At 61.2% G+C, this 15,551-nt stretch carries 12 protein-coding genes and 1 pseudogene; 4 read left to right on the top strand and 9 right to left on the bottom strand.

Annotated elements, in window-relative coordinates; translation table 11 throughout:
• Positions 1 to 774: 774 nt before the first annotated feature.
• From DRB19_RS00545 to DRB19_RS00510, 8 genes are all read right to left on the bottom strand, one after another.
• Positions 775 to 1,413 carry a hypothetical protein gene (locus DRB19_RS00545; RefSeq protein ID WP_162815543.1) on the bottom strand — a complete coding sequence of 213 codons (639 nt, stop codon included), beginning with the start codon at positions 1,411 to 1,413 and terminating at the stop codon, positions 775 to 777.
• A 567-nt stretch (positions 1,414 to 1,980) separates the two neighbouring features.
• On the bottom strand, positions 1,981 to 2,286 hold the full coding sequence (locus DRB19_RS30665; protein WP_174800020.1) for an HGGxSTG domain-containing protein: 306 nt from the start codon (positions 2,284 to 2,286) through the stop codon (positions 1,981 to 1,983).
• A 623-nt stretch (positions 2,287 to 2,909) separates the two neighbouring features.
• Positions 2,910 to 5,351 carry a DUF3987 domain-containing protein gene (locus tag DRB19_RS00535; RefSeq protein WP_114184070.1) on the bottom strand — a complete coding sequence of 814 codons (2,442 nt, stop codon included), beginning with the start codon at positions 5,349 to 5,351 and terminating at the stop codon, positions 2,910 to 2,912.
• Positions 5,352 to 5,632: 281 nt separating this feature from the next.
• Positions 5,633 to 5,839, bottom strand: a complete 207-nt coding sequence (locus DRB19_RS00530) for a helix-turn-helix domain-containing protein (protein ID WP_114184069.1) — start codon at positions 5,837 to 5,839, stop codon at positions 5,633 to 5,635.
• A gap of 103 nt (positions 5,840 to 5,942) precedes the next feature.
• Positions 5,943 to 6,497 (bottom strand): hypothetical protein, encoded by a 555-nt coding sequence (locus DRB19_RS00525; protein ID WP_147023138.1) that lies wholly within the window; start codon positions 6,495 to 6,497, stop codon positions 5,943 to 5,945.
• A 281-nt stretch (positions 6,498 to 6,778) separates the two neighbouring features.
• On the bottom strand, positions 6,779 to 7,942 hold the full coding sequence (locus DRB19_RS00520) for a tyrosine-type recombinase/integrase (RefSeq protein WP_114184067.1): 1,164 nt from the start codon (positions 7,940 to 7,942) through the stop codon (positions 6,779 to 6,781).
• 426 nt (positions 7,943 to 8,368) lie between these two features.
• Positions 8,369 to 9,436, bottom strand: a complete 1,068-nt coding sequence (locus tag DRB19_RS00515) for an alkaline phosphatase D family protein (RefSeq protein WP_114184066.1) — start codon at positions 9,434 to 9,436, stop codon at positions 8,369 to 8,371.
• 243 nt (positions 9,437 to 9,679) lie between these two features.
• Positions 9,680 to 10,789: a DUF3616 domain-containing protein gene (locus tag DRB19_RS00510; protein WP_210207426.1), complete on the bottom strand. Its 1,110-nt coding sequence runs from the start codon at positions 10,787 to 10,789 to the stop codon at positions 9,680 to 9,682.
• 256 nt (positions 10,790 to 11,045) lie between these two features.
• Here DRB19_RS00510 and DRB19_RS00505 point away from each other — a divergent pair, with 256 nt between their 5' ends.
• Positions 11,046 to 13,229, top strand: a complete 2,184-nt coding sequence (locus DRB19_RS00505; protein ID WP_114184065.1) for an esterase-like activity of phytase family protein — start codon at positions 11,046 to 11,048, stop codon at positions 13,227 to 13,229.
• Positions 13,230 to 13,429: 200 nt separating this feature from the next.
• Positions 13,430 to 13,624: pseudogene (locus tag DRB19_RS00500) on the top strand (IS110 family transposase); the annotation flags it as partial.
• A gap of 55 nt (positions 13,625 to 13,679) precedes the next feature.
• Here the strand turns inward: DRB19_RS00500 and phnF are convergent.
• On the bottom strand, positions 13,680 to 14,402 hold the full coding sequence (gene phnF / locus DRB19_RS00495; RefSeq protein ID WP_114184063.1) for a phosphonate metabolism transcriptional regulator PhnF: 723 nt from the start codon (positions 14,400 to 14,402) through the stop codon (positions 13,680 to 13,682).
• 100 nt (positions 14,403 to 14,502) lie between these two features.
• Here phnF and phnG point away from each other — a divergent pair, with 100 nt between their 5' ends.
• The gene (phnG, locus tag DRB19_RS00490; protein ID WP_114184062.1) at positions 14,503 to 14,955 is read left to right on the top strand and encodes a phosphonate C-P lyase system protein PhnG; all 453 of its coding nucleotides are present in this window, start codon (positions 14,503 to 14,505) and stop codon (positions 14,953 to 14,955) included.
• Positions 14,955 to 15,551 (top strand): phosphonate C-P lyase system protein PhnH, encoded by a 597-nt coding sequence (gene phnH, locus DRB19_RS00485; protein ID WP_114184061.1) that lies wholly within the window; start codon positions 14,955 to 14,957, stop codon positions 15,549 to 15,551. The genes phnG and phnH overlap by 1 nt, the downstream gene beginning before the upstream one ends.

Here is a 15,551-nt window from a genome sequence, read left to right as displayed (position 1 = left end):
ACCTCGCCAAAGTTTTCGACAAGCCCCGCTCCCGATTGGTTAAGGATCGTTCCCGCATCCTGCATGCTCCAAGGCTGTCTTCGATAGAGCCAAACCTGTCATTCGGCATTGAACCCAGACCATGTCTCTCGCTTGGCCCAAACTTCTGAGCGGCTTGCGGTTTTTCTCGATCCGAGAGGGTCACGATCGCCGCCGCTTATGACCCCTCTGTCGTTGGCTTTCCTTCGCATGCTCAACAAGGTGCGCTAGGTCTGGCAGGGGTTAACGTTTCTGAGCCGATTTACAACGGAGAACCAGACGTTCCTGATGAGAAGGGGCTATAAAACACCGGTAAGCCGAATGAGTCACTTGAAGCTTTATCGAGACACCAACGTGTCACTGCTCGCGTGCAGAAATACAAGCTTGACCGATAAGCAACTGGCGGCCTGATGCCTTCACAGGCCAGCACGTCTCGCATTGTCCGCCATCAACGCCGCGCACCGGGTTCAGCCTCGGAACGGGTCAGCGTCCGAACCAACTCCGCTTGCGGTGCTCGTCCTCGAGCAGTACCGGGCCGGTCAGACCGCTTATGTTCAGGGGGCTCATCTGCTGCAAAGGTGATGCTGGCCATGCAGCCGGACTCCAAGGCCATCCTCACGCTGACCTTGATCCCCGCCTGAACCCGCCTCGCTTCTCACGCTGCTTCGCCGGATCCCAGCTGATCGGAACAGAGGTTGCCGCTAAACTTCCGCACAGACCTCGGCGGAACGGGCGACCTCGGCACCTCTCCTTCCCCTAGGCGGCACCGGCCTTGCTCGAAGGTGGCGGCGTCACCTCGACCCCGATGGTGCGCTCTCCCTCATGGATGATGCGCATGGTGTGACCGAGGGGCAGACGGGCTTCACTGACCTCCGACACCGGAGAGACTGGCGCGCAGTACAGGACAAAGGCCTCGCGCTTCGCCTCCAGTTCCTGCTGCCAGTAGACGTAGAACTCGCGGCCGACGAGAAATCGCTTCTTCTCGAGAGCGGGTCTCACGCGGGAGCTGAGCAGAGTATCGTCGATCCTGAAGCCCATGGCTTTGAGCTGGATCAGGAGAAAGGCCGCGTTGCGGATGGCAACGGCATTGTTGGCGGTGGTGGGGATTGATCTGGTGGTATTGGCCCAGACCTGCACCTCTTCGAAGTCGAAGACTTGGGCCAGCTCATCGATGGAGAAGGCCTCCAGCCGAACATCCATTTCTGAGATCAGGTCGTGCAAGGATCCTGAAAAGATCCACCCCCGTGCCAGGCTTTCCTCGATGACATCACTGATAGTCTCGGAGAGCGCCCCTTCCGCAGTCGACAGGAAGGTTTGAGCTTGTTCCACCAAGCGAGCCAGGATCTCGCACTGCTCTTCGGTTTCATTAAGTATATTTTCTTTTGCTTGAAGCATATTTTCCATCCGTTCCAGCATTCCGGCTTGGTGTCATCGCCCTGGAGGCACATCGGACGGCTAAGATCGAGTGGAACCATTGGCTTGTCACGAGCTAAATCTTTGGAGGTAGACGATTGCCTGACGTTTAGCTGAGTCTGTCACCTTTATGGGACACTTGTGTCAGCCGTCTGCCACGCCTTGTCTTGCGTAATCTTGTCAGTTCATCGTCTTCGGGATAACCCTGGAACGTCGGCAAGGCAGCGCATGGGGTCCTCGCTGCGCTGCATGAAGGCGACCGTCATGTGGTCCTCTGTGGCGGCTGCGTCGTGACTTACGCTATTCCATCGATAAGACGCGCAGCTGGGATTCAGCACTCAAAGAGGCCGAACATGTTGATAGCAGGTCGACGCCTTGGCACAGCGATCAGCCTCAAACCTCGAAGCCAGCTTACAGTCGTGTTGGGGTGCCGACGGCTCTGAAGCCCCTTCTCAGTGGACTGAGAACACGTTCGACGCGAACGCGAATGGGCAACAGCTGTCCATCGGAGGAGCGCGTGCGCCGGGTAGCTTCGGGCATCATCAGTGTTTACTCCAGCGGCCACAGGGTCCGTAGCTCCAAATCCAGAACGTCCGAAATGTCGGCCGCGGCTGTGGCTCTTTGAGCCCGCTTAGCGGCCCAGTACTCTTGCCAGGCCGTCCTTCGCTGCTCGGGCGTGGCCACCCGGCTGTACCGGCCGCCCTTCCAGTTGCCATTGCGTTTGCCGCACGGCGCGCCGCTGCCAAGCGCTCCGCCATGGAGACGGCATCTCGCCTTGCCCTGAGCCGGCGAACGCCTGCACGGCGCGCCAGAGCGGGTCTTTGCGCCACAGTGGCGCTGGTCACGGGTGTTCATGGGGTTGTTCCAAGATCAGCTTCGAATTTTGCGGCGTCGCGTGTGCGACTGTGACCGCCGGTCTTTCGTGAAGAGGTGTAGAGTTTTGATTGCCCCCTCCCTTGACGGGTCCTCTGCCGTATTGGCGCTCGGGGTGGTTGGGGACCGTGCCCAGCGGAGAAGCTCATCGACCTCTTTGGATCGACGCCTCTGGTGCTCATGATGGCAAGGCTCAAGATGCAGCCATAGCGGGGTGTCACGCCGGGCGGTCAGCACAGGCACCAGCACGTGAGTGGGTGTGTCGATCCCGCCGCAGACAAAGCAGCGGTGGGTATCGACTTGTATCGGAGCAAGCCGCAGGTCGTTCAGCAACTGTGCCTTGAGAATGGACAGTCCATCACGCTGTGCAGTCGCAAGGTCCCGGCCATACTCCTCCACGAGCCTTTGCGTGATCCAGTCGAACCGGCTCCAGATCTCATCCGCAGGCACTTCAGAGACTGTGCCAATTGTGCCGTTTGTGCCAAAACCCCCTTCTGCTGCTGCCGATTGGGAGGTTTTGGCACATTTGGCACAATTGGCACACGCTCCCGCGCAGTCGAAACCAACGTGAGCGCGCGTCGCTCGGGCTTTGGCAAGCCAAGGGCTCATGCCACTTCCGCCCTTGCGAGAAGCGAGGGATTCACTTCATAGTCGGAAGGGGCCCGCCCGCCGCTTGAGGCTGACGACACTGCAACGGGGCGGATCCACTCGGCCTGGACCAGCACCTCGCACGCCTGCGCCATATGCTTGGCTTCCCGCAGCAGACCTCCGATCTGGCGCCGGACTTTGCGGGCGTTGAACCGCTCCGGCCGCATCTCGCTGATCCAGCGGGCCAGCTCCATGGCCCGACGCTCCTCCTCCGGAATGGCGGCCTCTCCAAACACCCGGCGTGCCATCGGCAGGAAGTAACCGTCGATTAGCCCGATGGCTGAGAGCATCGCGGTCTCGCCGATCTTTGATGGCTCAGTCCGGAATGTGGCCTCGCACCAGCCGAGATACTCCAGCACTAGAGCTAAACGCAGCACCTGCCCGGTCGCCTTGCCCAAAGCCCCCGCGAGCAGCCCCGAGGCTCCGTTCGCTCGCACCTTCACCTCAGATCCGTAAGCTTCGAAGTGAGCGGCCGCCGTGTCACTGACAGGCACATGGCTGGGCTGCATAGTCCCGTGCTCGCCCTGGGTCATGGCAAGTCCATGCAGGCGTCTCAGCGCCTCCTCCTGCGCCTTTCCATCGACCGGAGCACGAGCCAAGCGAAAGCCACTGACCGGCTCCGGCCAGCACCACAGAATGCGGGCCGCAAAGCCGTCATCGTCGCCGCCGGTGATCAGGCGCAGCTTGTCCGGTTGCGCGCCGCCCAATACCGGAACAGACAGGTGCGGAATGATGATCGGCTCGGGATCCTTCTGCCGGTCGATGGTGTAGACACGCCCGCCATAGGCTTCGAGCCACATGGCGCGCTCGCCGCCTCCGGCGGAGGAATAGCGGCCGAAGGAGCCAAGCCAGCCAGCAATCTCGTCGCGGTTGAGCAGAACCCCTTTGGGATTGTCCCGGAGAATGGTGCCGAGCTTCTCCGGGGTGGTGTCGCCCACCATGAGGCGGGGCAGGGGAACGGGCTCGGGTTCGACGGCATCGGCCGGACGGGCTAGTGGGACGTCGTCCTTCTTCAGAGCTTCCCGGACCTTGGCTTGCCAATCCGCCTGTCTGGCCCGGGCGAGTTCGAGCGCTTCGTGGTAGGCCTCTCGCTCCGGCCGGAGCGCCTCGATGGCGCTCCGCTCGATCTGCCGTATGATCGCGAGGACCGGGTCGAGGCCTGGGCTCTTGCCCGCACTGGGCGAGCCGACCACTGTCAGCCACAGCACCGAGGGCTCCCGCCACTCGGGTCCCGCCATTGCCCAGCGGGCATTACCAATCAGCGCCGACGCACTGGCGAGGAGGCCCGCCGCGACATAGTCAACTGGCACGCAGCGGGCTTGGGCATGAGCCTGACACCAGTTGCCCCAGGAAGAGCCCAGGAGTTCGACCGGGAAAGGCACCGGCTGGGAGCGACCGGAGCCGAGATAGGACAGCTCGGGCTCGCTCCACACGCTCTCTGCACGTGTGCCAATTGTGCCAATTGTGCCAAAACCCCGGTCGGGCAGGGGAGCACGGGGCTCACTCATGCCTGCCGCCAGTCCGCTGTCGGTTGTCTTGCGCGCCGCGCTCGCACCGTCGTCGCGTACCAGACTGCAGTCCTGAGCTGCCGTGAACAGGCTCGAGTGGACCAGATCCGGCTCAATCCAGCCCGCGCCCGCCATTCTGCCAAGCGCGAACGCGGCTTTGTTGAGGATCTCGTTGCGGGTGCCGCGCGCGGCCTGACGTACACGGGTACACTCGCACTCCAGAGCACGGGCTGCGTACGACCGTTCTCGCTCCGTTACTGCCGGTTGCTCTGGCTGAATCGGTTGGTCGTTCGGCAACTCCCTGTCCAATGCCTTGTGGGAGCGGATCAGGTCCACCAACCAGTGCGGGATCTCAGGGATTGTTCCAGCTACGAATGAGGAGCCGAGCCGCAGGCCGCCATCAGGCTCACGCCAGCGCTCTCCGTCAGGCCGGACGGACCCTGGAGCCACGATGAAGCCGCCATGTCCGCGCATGTTGATGCCGCCCGGCAGCACGCCCTCGCCATTGCCGAGGGGATCATTTGCGAGATTACGGAACACCCAGTGCTCACCGGATCCTGCGGTTTTGATGCGAATCACGCCCTTCGGCAGGCCATAGCGTGCTGCAAGCTCGTGAAAGGCGCTGACGCCATCAGGCCCACCGTGCCGATCGGCATCGAGCACAACGAGCCCCGAACGACCGAGAGCCGCTCCTGGAACCGCATACGGGAAGAGGTCCCAGAACTGACGCACAGCAGCTTCATTAGCTGTAGCCTTGGTCTGCCAACCCGTGATGCAGGGCTGTTTGTTGAATTTCCGGGTCACTGGATTGTACGTAATCCGGACGGGAAACACCGGCAGCCCGGCCGCGGCGAGCTCAAGGGCTGCCTTAAGGTTCTGTTCGTTAGTCATGGCGCGTCTCCCGCATCAGGCCAGCTAGTTCAGCGAAGACCAGAGCGAGGGCGGGGCTGACATTTACTCGCCGCGTGATTGCGCTGACAGGAGGATGCTTGAGAAGCTCCGTGTTGCGAGACCAGGCGAACAGGTCAGGCGCGCGCGACTTCGCTTTGCGCGAGGGGCGCTTTGTGGTAGGCATAGAGATCATGAGATTTATCCTTGAGCCCCGCGAGAGCCCTCGTTTGGGGCTCTTCTTTTGCAGCAGGCAGGGCTGATTGACTGCCTGTTCAATGAGGTTAGCCCGCAAGGCGAGCCTCTGACGTCGAGCGCGCCAGCTTACTGCTCATCCAATGATCGAGGTCGCTGCCGCGATAGCGGATCACCCGTCCAATGCGGGTGAACACCGGGCCGCCGCCATACAACCGCAGCTTGGCAAGAGTAGAGGGTGAGGAGCGGAGATATTCCGCTGCCTCTTCAGGTGTGTAGTAGGTTTCAGAAGCCATTGATGTGACCGTTTAGGAATCACCCGGTCAGACCGGGAACCATCACACCATGCAGGACATCGTCAGCGCAGACACGATGCAAGGAATGCGCGCGTCATTTGCGCTATTTGCGGCGACCGGCAGCCCGCATGATTGTGTCCTTTCCTGGGGACCTATATCCATTGGCAATAAGCCAATTCGAAACTCGAGCTTCATATTCTTGATTTGAGAGCTTCTCGAGTTCGACACCCTCCGCCGTGAGTGCCCGGATCGCAGCTTGCGCCTGCTGCTGCTTCACAGCGCCGGGCTTTTTCCGCCTTACAGTTGACGTTTGCTTGTTGTCCTGCAGCAGGTAGGAGGTTGCGGGAGAATCGACAGACGGCAGAGCAACATGAATTGAGAAAAGCTGCTCTCCAGTGGCAGCCTGAGCATCACCCCTCATCCAGTCCGTCACCACGAAGTACCGAAACACATCAGGCGCAATGATTGTGAACTCGCTGAGGACCGAGCCAGCACGAGCGAAGATCGTGCAGCGTCTCTCATCTACGGCACTCCTGAACTCATCTTGCATTCGGCCCCACACGAAGTCGACCTGCTCCAATACACAAGCCCGGAGTTGCTCGCTTGGAATATCAAGGGGATTGAACTCAGCCGGGTGAAAACAGATGGGAAGATTCAATGGACCACTTGAGCCCTCAGGTAGAGTGAGTATGAACTCCCCTGATGCTGCATTTATGGTAGCCTAGCGAACGCCTGAGTCTTGAAGCCAGTGTGCGAGCTGCCGGTCTGGCGTGCCAGTCTCCCAATACCCACGCCAGTCTTCGCCTGAATAGTACCTACAGACGAAGGGCGCCCTGCTAAGTGGGGTCTAAGTCACATCAACGTCAAAACGCATCGAAGGAATAGACTGGTTAGTAATTAACATGCTCATGAAGATGTTTTCTGTTCGAACATTGAACGTTATTCTAACGCGTTCAGAAAGGCGCCCCACGCGTTGAGGGCTTCCCTGCGTTCGTGCAGGAACTCGTGCCGCTGATAGACGGCTGCCACACCCGAGATGGTGCCGCTCTGATGGTTCAGTATCTTGTCTGCCACATGCGGCGCAATACCGAGCTGGGCCATACCGGATACTGCTGTTCGGCGCAGATCGTGCAAGGTCCAGTCGCTCACCCTGGACAGGCGGTCGAGCCGAGCCTTGGACTTCGAGAAGCCTTGGAACGGGGTCGTGCCATCACCTGAGAACACAATGTCGCCGAGCCTGGGCGCGCTCTGGAGCAGCTGCAGGACGGGCGCGCTCAGGTGCACCAGGTGCGGCTTGCCGTTCTTGGCATGCTCCGGCGGCATCACCCACACTGCCTTCTCCAGATCGAGCTGATCCCAAGAAAGTCGCCCGACCTCGTCCCGCCGCTGAGCCGTCAGCGCCAGCATCTGCACGATGCTGCCAAACGGGTGCCCGAGCTCCCGAGCCGCCGCGAGAACAGCCCCGAGTTCCTCATCTGTAAGGGTCCGGTGGCGGGCCCGCTCGCGGGTGGGCGTTCCCACCCCCGCGCAGGGCGAAACCTCGAGAAGCCCTCGCGAGATGCACCAGTTGAAGAACTTGCGCACCGCCGCCAGCACCCGGTTGGCCATCACTGGTGCCCCGCGTCCGCGCACATTGTCTAGGAGGGCGACCACATCGCGCTTGCGGATCTCGCCCAGGGTGCGGCTGCCCCAGAAGGGCAGGACCTCGCGGCGGAAGATGCGGGCGGTCTCTCCGGCAGTCCGGTTCTGGGCTGCATGGCGGGCGAGGAACTCGGTGACGAGGTCCTCGACCTGCTCAGAGGCGATGCGCCGCTTGGTGGCCTGCTTGTCGGCCTGAGGATCCCGACCGGCCGCTCGCTCGGCCAGCACGCGCTGGGCCTCCACCCGGGCTTGGTAGGGCGTGACTTGGCCATACTCCCCGATGGTGTACTTGCGCGGATTGCGGCGGTCGCCCGCGGGTCGGTACTGGACCAGGAAGACCTTGCGCCCGGCGGGTGTGACCTTGAGGCCAAAGCCCTTCAGCTCGGTGTCCCACCAGATCACCTCCTTGGCTGAGGCGGGCAGGGGATCGATGGTGCTCTTGGTGAGCTTGAGGCGGTTCATGCGGCTACCTGCGTTGGCTACTTGGCTTGGCTATAGGTAGCCGAAAAATGGAAACCGCAGGATGCTTCAGGAAACGTTATGCACAAGATAGCGTATGCAAATCAGCTATTTAGGCAACGAGAGGTATAATGAGGAAGCGTGGGGAAAGGGGCGACACCTGACTCTTAATCAGCGGGTCGTAGGTTCGAGCCCTACATCACCCACCAAAATTAATCATATATAACAGCTAGTTATGCAGACTTGACCCTGGCACGGAACGCGTCTCGGCTTATCCGGGTAACGCTGAGGGTAACGAACGCCGCACGAGCGGCAGCCTCATATCCTCTCAACTCTCCTGAGCATCGTTCGCGCGTCGCCTGCTCAGGAGGGCGCACAAAGGATCCTGCGGGCCTCGTCCTATGGCGAACGATCATCTCTCCCGGAAAGCTATGGACCCGAGACCCTCAGCTCGTCCAAGCGCACGACCTGCCGGCGCACGGGTTCGCCATTCTCGCTCCGCAAGGAGAGAGTGACAGTCCGCTCCCACCAATCCACGTCGATTGTGCCGAAGTTCGGGGCACCATAGACCGCGCCGAGCCGGTTGGGCCCGGCTTCCCGGTTGCCCGGGAAGACTTGGTTGATGCCGCTCGAGGTGATCTCGACGAGGGGGTAGGATACGTCCGTCGCTTCGCCGTACAGACCGCCGACGTGGCGATCCCCTGAAAGAAGGATCACACCACCTGCGGCGGTTGCCCGAATGAGGTCATAGAGGCGCTGCCGCTCGCGGGGAAGGTTGCCCCAGCGCTCCCAGCCATGCCCCTCCGCCACAACCTGAATGGACGACACGATGAGGCGCAAATCGGCGGGTTCGCGAAGCCGCTCAGCCAGCCAGGACCACTGCGCCTCGCCCAGCATCGTCTTGCTCGGATCGTCGTCCGGCAGATAACGCTCGCGACCGGCGGCATTGCGCTGGTCCGTGGGCTTGAGGGAGGAGCGGAAGAAGCGGGTGTCGAGCAGGATCACTTGCACCCGCTGCCCGTCAGGGCCGAAGGTCTGACTGTGGTAGACGCCCTCCCGCCGGTGACGCGCATCCGTTAGCGGCACGTTCCAGAACTGCAGGAACAGCCGCTGGGCTTCGTGGCGGCCAGCGAAGTCGGCACCTGCATCGTTCTTGCCGTAGTCATGGTCATCCCAGGTGGCGAGATACGGGATGGTGCTTCTGAGCCGCGCCATGCCTGGCACCCGGCCAGCCTGGGCATACGACTCCTGGAGGCTTTGGAGGAGCTCCGCATCCGGCACATTGCGCCCCTGGCGCACGTCGCCATAGACGTTGTCCCCGGCGAACAGGAAGAGCTGGGGCTGGTAAGCTAGGATGGCATCCCAGATCGGCTGCGGCTTCTCCTCGTCGGCACAGGATCCGAAAGCGATCCGCAGCAGAAGGGATGGCACATCCTGAGCAAGAAGGCGTGCAGGCACCAGCAAGCCGAATAGGATGGCGAGAATGAGAAGCGGCATATCGGCTCCCTCCACCCAGCAGAGTTTCTCTGCGCCGAATGGCTAGGTTGTGACAGGCGACCATTGCTGCTCGGGACAAAGACGCCATCCACCCCAGTATCAGGGCCAAAGACATTCAGACTTTTGATCAGAGGATCCTAGGTTCGAGTCCGAGTGCTCTGACCAACAATTCCAAAGGGCTACCGGCATCTGCCCCTTGAGTCGTTTTCTCCCCGATCGCCAATAGGTAGCCATACGCTGCGTTCAACTCCGGCCATCTTCGGCTTGCCTTGGGCAAATTACGTCAGCGCGCACCGTGAACGTGTCAGGGTCGGTTCGTTCTGGGGCAGGGGCGTCGTAGATAATCAGCAGGCTGCCATCGCCTGCCTCAGGCCAGAGCTCAAGCCCTTCCGGGTGATCCACATGCAGCTGGTAGGGCAGTTCAGCCACTGTCTCGATACGCTCAGGAGCAATGACGCCGGAGCTGTCATCATGCGCCGCGCCGCGCCACCGCAGGACAAAGGCCGGCCCTTCCAGAGACATGGTCGGCCCTACCAGCAGAAGAAGATCATCGCCCGCAAACTGCATGTCACGGATCCCCAGACCTCGGGTATCGAGCAGATGCTTGCGATAGCGGCGCTCCCCATCGATCCGGCGCGCCTTCAGCCGGTCTTGGCCCTTCTGCGTCAGCTCCAGATCGAGAACTACAGCGTGCCCGCGCAGCACAGGCCCGCGTAGACCAAGCCAGACCCGATCTCCTTTCACGGCTAGTCCTTCGACATCGAAGCCGTTCTCCTTTGACGGGATGTTCAGGAACGGTCCGAGGTGCGGATCCTCTGAAAGCCACCGTTCAAGAGCGCTCCGCTTCTTACCGAGCTTGAGCCAAGCCGACTGGCGTTCCCCGTCGGATCGGGTGGGGGTGAAGATCCCCGGTGCCTCCTCCACAAGAGGAATGCGCCCGAGAAAGTAGCGGTTGGGCTCGCGTTCGATCTCCTCCATGTTCTGGAGGGCCTCAGAGCGGTCGTTCTCATCCCGCTTGGGCTTGGAGCGCTTGCGCGAGTGAGACCCAACGATCCAGAGGAAGCCTTCATCGGCACACAGGCCCTCGATGTCCATCTCGCCGTCGGCACCGGCAGGCAAGTCGACCAGCGCATCCAAGGCGAAATGCTGGTGATGCCCAAAGCTGCCGTCGTCCAAGTGCTGGAGGCGCTCGACGCTTGCGGTCTCGTCGCAGGCGAGAAAGAGGCAGTCGCCGATCCGCGTGACAGCCGAGAGGTCCTTATGGAGCGGGTCCTCTAAGTGCCGGAGCGGCTTCCAATCGGAAAAGGTAAGGGGAACCTGGGCGATGGCTTCTGCAAGGCTGGTGTCCGACACGAGGGCTCCTGGGTGGGCGGGTGCTGATGCGACAACGCACGAGCTTTGCACACGAGCCTACTCGGTTGTGTCTTTGGTCAGCTTGTCATGCCAGAGCGGACGTTCTGGAAGAGGTTGGGGTTTCCGAGTTTGACCCGAAGCGGCTCTTTTGAAAACGTTCTGCGTTTGGCCTGTTCTTGCACTGCGACTGTCATGCGGCCGTCATACGACCGGAGCATGACGGCCTCGCTGACTCCTAAGCCAAAGCAGGGATACAATGCACCGTTCTCTCACTCTCGGCTCGCTTGCCGCCCTTTTTCTCTCCGGCACTGCGCTGACCGCCTCTGCGGCGGAATATTTCGACCGCATCGCCAGCTTTCCCATCACAACCAATCTTCCGGCCGATGCGGACCAGAAAGGCGAGACTGTCGCCGAGATCATCTCAGCCAGCGAGGACGGCAAGCTACTGGTCTATACGGACAGCCCGCGCAAGGCGCTGGGCTTCATCGACATCGCGGATCCGGCTGCGCCCAAGGCCTCCAGCATTCTGGCGCTTGGCGGCGAGCCCACGTCCGTCAAGGTCGTAGGCGGCAACGCCTTGGTCGCCGTCAACACCTCTGAGAACTACATCAAGCCCTCGGGTAAGCTGGTTCTGGTCGATCTCGCCAACCGCAGAATCACCTCAGAATGCGCGCTGCCCGGTCAGCCGGATTCTGTTGCATCCAATGCCGGCATCCTGGCCATCGCCATCGAGAACGAGCGCGACGAGGACGTGAACGAAGGCGCGCTCCCGCAACTGCCCCCAGGATCGCTCATGATTGCGCCGCTCAACAGCGGCGATGTCGATTGCGCCAGTCTCAAGAACGTCGACCTTACCGGCCTCGCTTCTGTCGCTGGCGAGGACCCGGAGCCCGAGTTCGTGGACATCTCCTCTGAGGGCGATGTCGTCGTCACCCTGCAGGAGAACAACCACATCGCTGTGGTCGATGGAAAAACCGGCAAGGTCGAGGCACATTTCTCCGCAGGCCAGACCGATCTGAAGAACATCGACACCAAGAAGGACGGAAAGATCGAGCTGACCGGCTCGCAGAATGGCGCCCTCCGTGAGCCCGATGCAGTCCACTGGATCGACGCAAACCGCTTCGTGACCGCCAATGAAGGCGACTGGAAAGGCGGCTCGCGGGGCTTTACAATCTTCAATAGGGATGGCTCCGTCGCCTACGAATCCGGTGCAAGCCTCGAGCACGAAATCGTCGCGCTTGGGCATTATCCAGACAAGCGCAACAAGAAGGGCGCTGAGATCGAAGGCATCGAGGCGGCGCGTTTCGGCAATGACAATCTCATCTTCGTGGCTTCCGAGCGCGCATCCGTCATCGGAGTCTATCGGGATGCTGGCGCAGTGCCGGAACTCGCGCAGGTTCTGCCGGCAGGCATCGCACCGGAGGGCCTCGTCGCCATCCCCAGCCGCAATCTCCTCGTCGCAACGAGCGAGGACGATCTGCATGGCGATGGCGGTGCTGCGCCCCATGTCATGATCTATCAGCGTGCCGACCGCGCCGCTCCGGCCTATCCGACGATCCGGTCGGAGAGGAACGCCGAAGGCCTTCCCATCGCCTGGGGCGCGCTCTCCGGCCTCGCCGCCGACAGGTCCCAGCCCGGCCAACTCCATGCGGTCACGGACAGCGTCTACAACGGCGCTCCGCGCATCCTCACCATCGACGCCACGCAGAAGCCCGCGCGCATCACCGGCGAAGCGCTCGTGACCCGCAACGGGTCTGCCGCCGAGAAGCTCGATCTCGAAGGCATCGCCATGGCCCCTGATGGCGGCTTCTGGGTCGCCTCCGAGGGAAACCCGGAGAAGGGTCTGAGAAACCTGCTCCTCAAGGTCGACGCGAAGGGCGCAATCCAGGAAGAGATTTCGCTTCCCGCGGATCTCGAGACGGGCGCAACGAACTCCGGTCTCGAGGGCGTGACCGTCACTGGATCGGGCGCGGATGAGGTTGTGTGGCTTGCCGTGCAGCGCGAATGGGCGGATGACAGCAAGGGCGCAGTGAAACTCCTCGCCTATAAGCCTGCGGACAAGAGTTGGGGCGCGGTGCATTACCCGCTCGACAAAGTCGATGCCGGCTGGATCGGCCTCTCCGAGATCAGCGCTGCGGGCGATCGCGTCATCATTATCGAACGCGACAATCAGATCGCCGAGAAGGCGAAGGTAAAGAAGCTCTATGCGGTTTCCATGGCCGACATGAAGCCCGCAGAGCTTGGTCGTGAAATGCCTCTCGTGAAGAAGACGGTTATTCGCGATCTCCTGCCCGACCTGAAGGCTGCGAAGGGCTATGTGCTCGACAAGGTCGAGGGCTTTGCCATCGACGCGGCAGGCGACGCTTATGTCGTCACAGACAACGATGGCGTCGACGGCTCATCCGGCGAAACGCAGTTCCTCAAACTCGGCAAGCTCTGACCTTTCCATCGATATGATGTAGTTGAAGGGCGCACGACATGCGCCCTTTGCGGTCTCGCTTCAATGCCAATTCTTACAGTGGCTGTGATGGGATTGGGGCTCATCAGAATCGATGGGCACGAGGAGGCGGAGCTGCGTTGGAAGGAGGTGTGTCCCACGTCCCGGGCGGAACGCTTTAGCGCACGTTCGCAAGGCGCGTGGTGCGAGCCCTGATCATCGCCCACAAGAAGCTGATCGGACTGCGCGATATCTCAGAGAACAAGATCCGCGGCTTGGCTATGGTGTTCGGGGTCCGGCTTCTCTGCGGGCTTAGCCTGCACTTTACCGAACAGGTTCTGCAGGCCAGCCAAGGGATCGCACGTCTGTCCGGTCCCATGCAGGGGCTACTTGCCGCATGATCTCTGGTTCGAATGAAAATATCCGAAAATGTCCGGCAAAGGATGCTGAGTGTCAGTTCTGGAGCATTACTAGTTCCACCCGATCCGCCAGAAACTTTGTTCTGATGAACTGCACCGGCTGCCCTTCGAGGTCCACATCGATCGCCTTGCTGATCAGGACGACGGCATCAGCTGCGCAGCTCATCAGCTCGGCGTCTTTAGCGGAAATGCGCTCTGCCGTCAGTCGGGTTTCCCGGCGGCGATAGTCGACAACTCCTTCGCGCCGTAACGCTTCGGTGATTGAGCCGGTTTCGGCATAGGCGTCAATGATTCCCGGAAACCGCTCAGCCGAAAAGTACGATGTCGAACGCGACAATGGAATGCCATCGGCGACCGAGAGGCTGTCGAGACGGTGAAGTCGTGTGCCGACGCGGCATCCAAGCAAGGTAGCCATCACCAAATCGGACAAGACGAAGTCGGACTTGATGAGCCGGCCTGAGGGCTCCAGCGATTGCTTCAACATGTTTTCGGAAAAGCGTGTACGTGAGCCGATAGGATAGACGATCCGCTGTGGCTTGCTGTTCACGAAGGTGCCGCGCCCACGCTCCACGCGCAGCAACCCATCTGCCGTCAAGGCCGCGATGGCACGACGGACCGTATGGCGATTGACACCATAACGCGCTGCCAATTCGAGCTCTGACGGCAGAGCATCAGAAATGATGCCGTCACCGATATTGCTGCGGATGTCGTCTGCCACCCGCCGCCAGCGCGTGACGCCATCTCCCTCTGGGCTCATCGACACTGCCTTTCTTGAAACGTCATCAGGTTGTCACGGTCAGCACGGTAAATCATGAAAATGAATAGTTGTCTAGACAATTAGACAAGTGAGTTATCGAATGCACTCTCCCGATGAAGCCCGAAAGCGGAGGCTTGACGCCTTGGCCTCCGGTGACCCGACTAATCTAGCCGAGCGATATGCTGCGCTGGAGCATGCCGTCCCTACTGCAACCCCCATCCGTGGTCCCGAAATCGGCATGGTCATGCTTCGTGGCCGGGCCGGCGGCGGTGGCGCGCCCTTCAATCTTGGCGAGGCCACGGTGACCCGAGCCACTGTGAAGCTCGCAACAGGTGAGGTCGGTCACGCGATTGTTCTCGGCCGCCACCTGCAGAAGGCAACCATCGTCGCGCATCTCGATGCGCTCTCCCAACTTCCGGATTGGGTCCAGGTGATCGAAACCGATTTCGTGACGCCAGCGCTGGCGGAGCAAGACGCAGCGCGGATACGGCAGGCCGAAGAGACGGAGGCCACGCGTGTCGACTTCTTCGCCATGGTTCGGGGAGAAGACTGATGACTGGTACAACCCTGTTGGACGGCGGGTTCACAGCTCCCGTCTTTCAATCGCAGGCCATATTCCGGCTGGTGATGGACGCGGTGGCTCAGCCGGGCCGTATCGTGGATCTGGGCAACCCGGTCCAAGCGCCTGCGCCGCTTGAGCCTGCAGCGGCGGCCTTCCTAGCAACGCTCGCCGATTATGACACTCCAGTCTGGTTTGAAGACAATGGCACAGACACAGCCGCATCGTGGCTGACATTCCATACGGGAGCCGCAGTCACCAAAGACCCTTGGACGGCGAGCTTTGCGGTTCTGTCCAAGAATAGCCCAGTCAGTGGTTGGCGAAACTTCGCAATGGGCTCTCTCTCCTATCCCGACCGATCCGCGACGCTGCTTTTACCGGTGGAAAGCCTACGAGACGGCACGCCGCTGACCCTGCGTGGCCCTGGGATCGAGACCATTGCCACTATCGCGCCATGCAGGCTACCGGATGATTTCACCGAGACAATGGCGACCAATACTGCTCGCTTTCCGCTGGGCTTCGACCTGCTGTTGATCTGCGCCAGCGAACTTCTCGCACTGCCGCGCACCGCCCGTCTTGTGGAGGCCTGA

It is taken from the genome of Microvirga aerophila, from assembly GCF_003332305.1.
Classification (GTDB): Bacteria; Pseudomonadota; Alphaproteobacteria; order Rhizobiales; family Beijerinckiaceae; genus Microvirga; species Microvirga aerophila.
Note: the sequence above shows the minus strand (reverse complement) of the source record. Positions and strands in the feature narration are given on the sequence as shown.

What these genes read in the sequence shown, in the direction of transcription:
- DRB19_RS00545 (WP_162815543.1), bottom strand. Translation starts at nt 1,413, where the DNA reads ATGCTTCAAGCAAAAGAAAATATACTTAATGAAACCGAAGAGCAGTGC.
- DRB19_RS30665 (WP_174800020.1), bottom strand. Translation starts at nt 2,286, where the DNA reads ATGAACACCCGTGACCAGCGCCACTGTGGCGCAAAGACCCGCTCTGGC.
- DRB19_RS00535 (WP_114184070.1), bottom strand. Translation starts at nt 5,351, where the DNA reads ATGACTAACGAACAGAACCTTAAGGCAGCCCTTGAGCTCGCCGCGGCC.
- DRB19_RS00530 (WP_114184069.1), bottom strand. Translation starts at nt 5,839, where the DNA reads ATGGCTTCTGAAACCTACTACACACCTGAAGAGGCAGCGGAATATCTC.
- DRB19_RS00520 (WP_114184067.1), bottom strand. Translation starts at nt 7,942, where the DNA reads ATGAACCGCCTCAAGCTCACCAAGAGCACCATCGATCCCCTGCCCGCC.
- DRB19_RS00515 (WP_114184066.1), bottom strand. Translation starts at nt 9,436, where the DNA reads ATGCCGCTTCTCATTCTCGCCATCCTATTCGGCTTGCTGGTGCCTGCA.
- DRB19_RS00505 (WP_114184065.1), top strand. Translation starts at nt 11,046, where the DNA reads ATGCACCGTTCTCTCACTCTCGGCTCGCTTGCCGCCCTTTTTCTCTCC.
- phnF (WP_114184063.1), bottom strand. Translation starts at nt 14,402, where the DNA reads ATGAGCCCAGAGGGAGATGGCGTCACGCGCTGGCGGCGGGTGGCAGAC.
- phnG (WP_114184062.1), top strand. Translation starts at nt 14,503, where the DNA reads ATGCACTCTCCCGATGAAGCCCGAAAGCGGAGGCTTGACGCCTTGGCC.
- phnH (WP_114184061.1), top strand. Translation starts at nt 14,955, where the DNA reads ATGACTGGTACAACCCTGTTGGACGGCGGGTTCACAGCTCCCGTCTTT.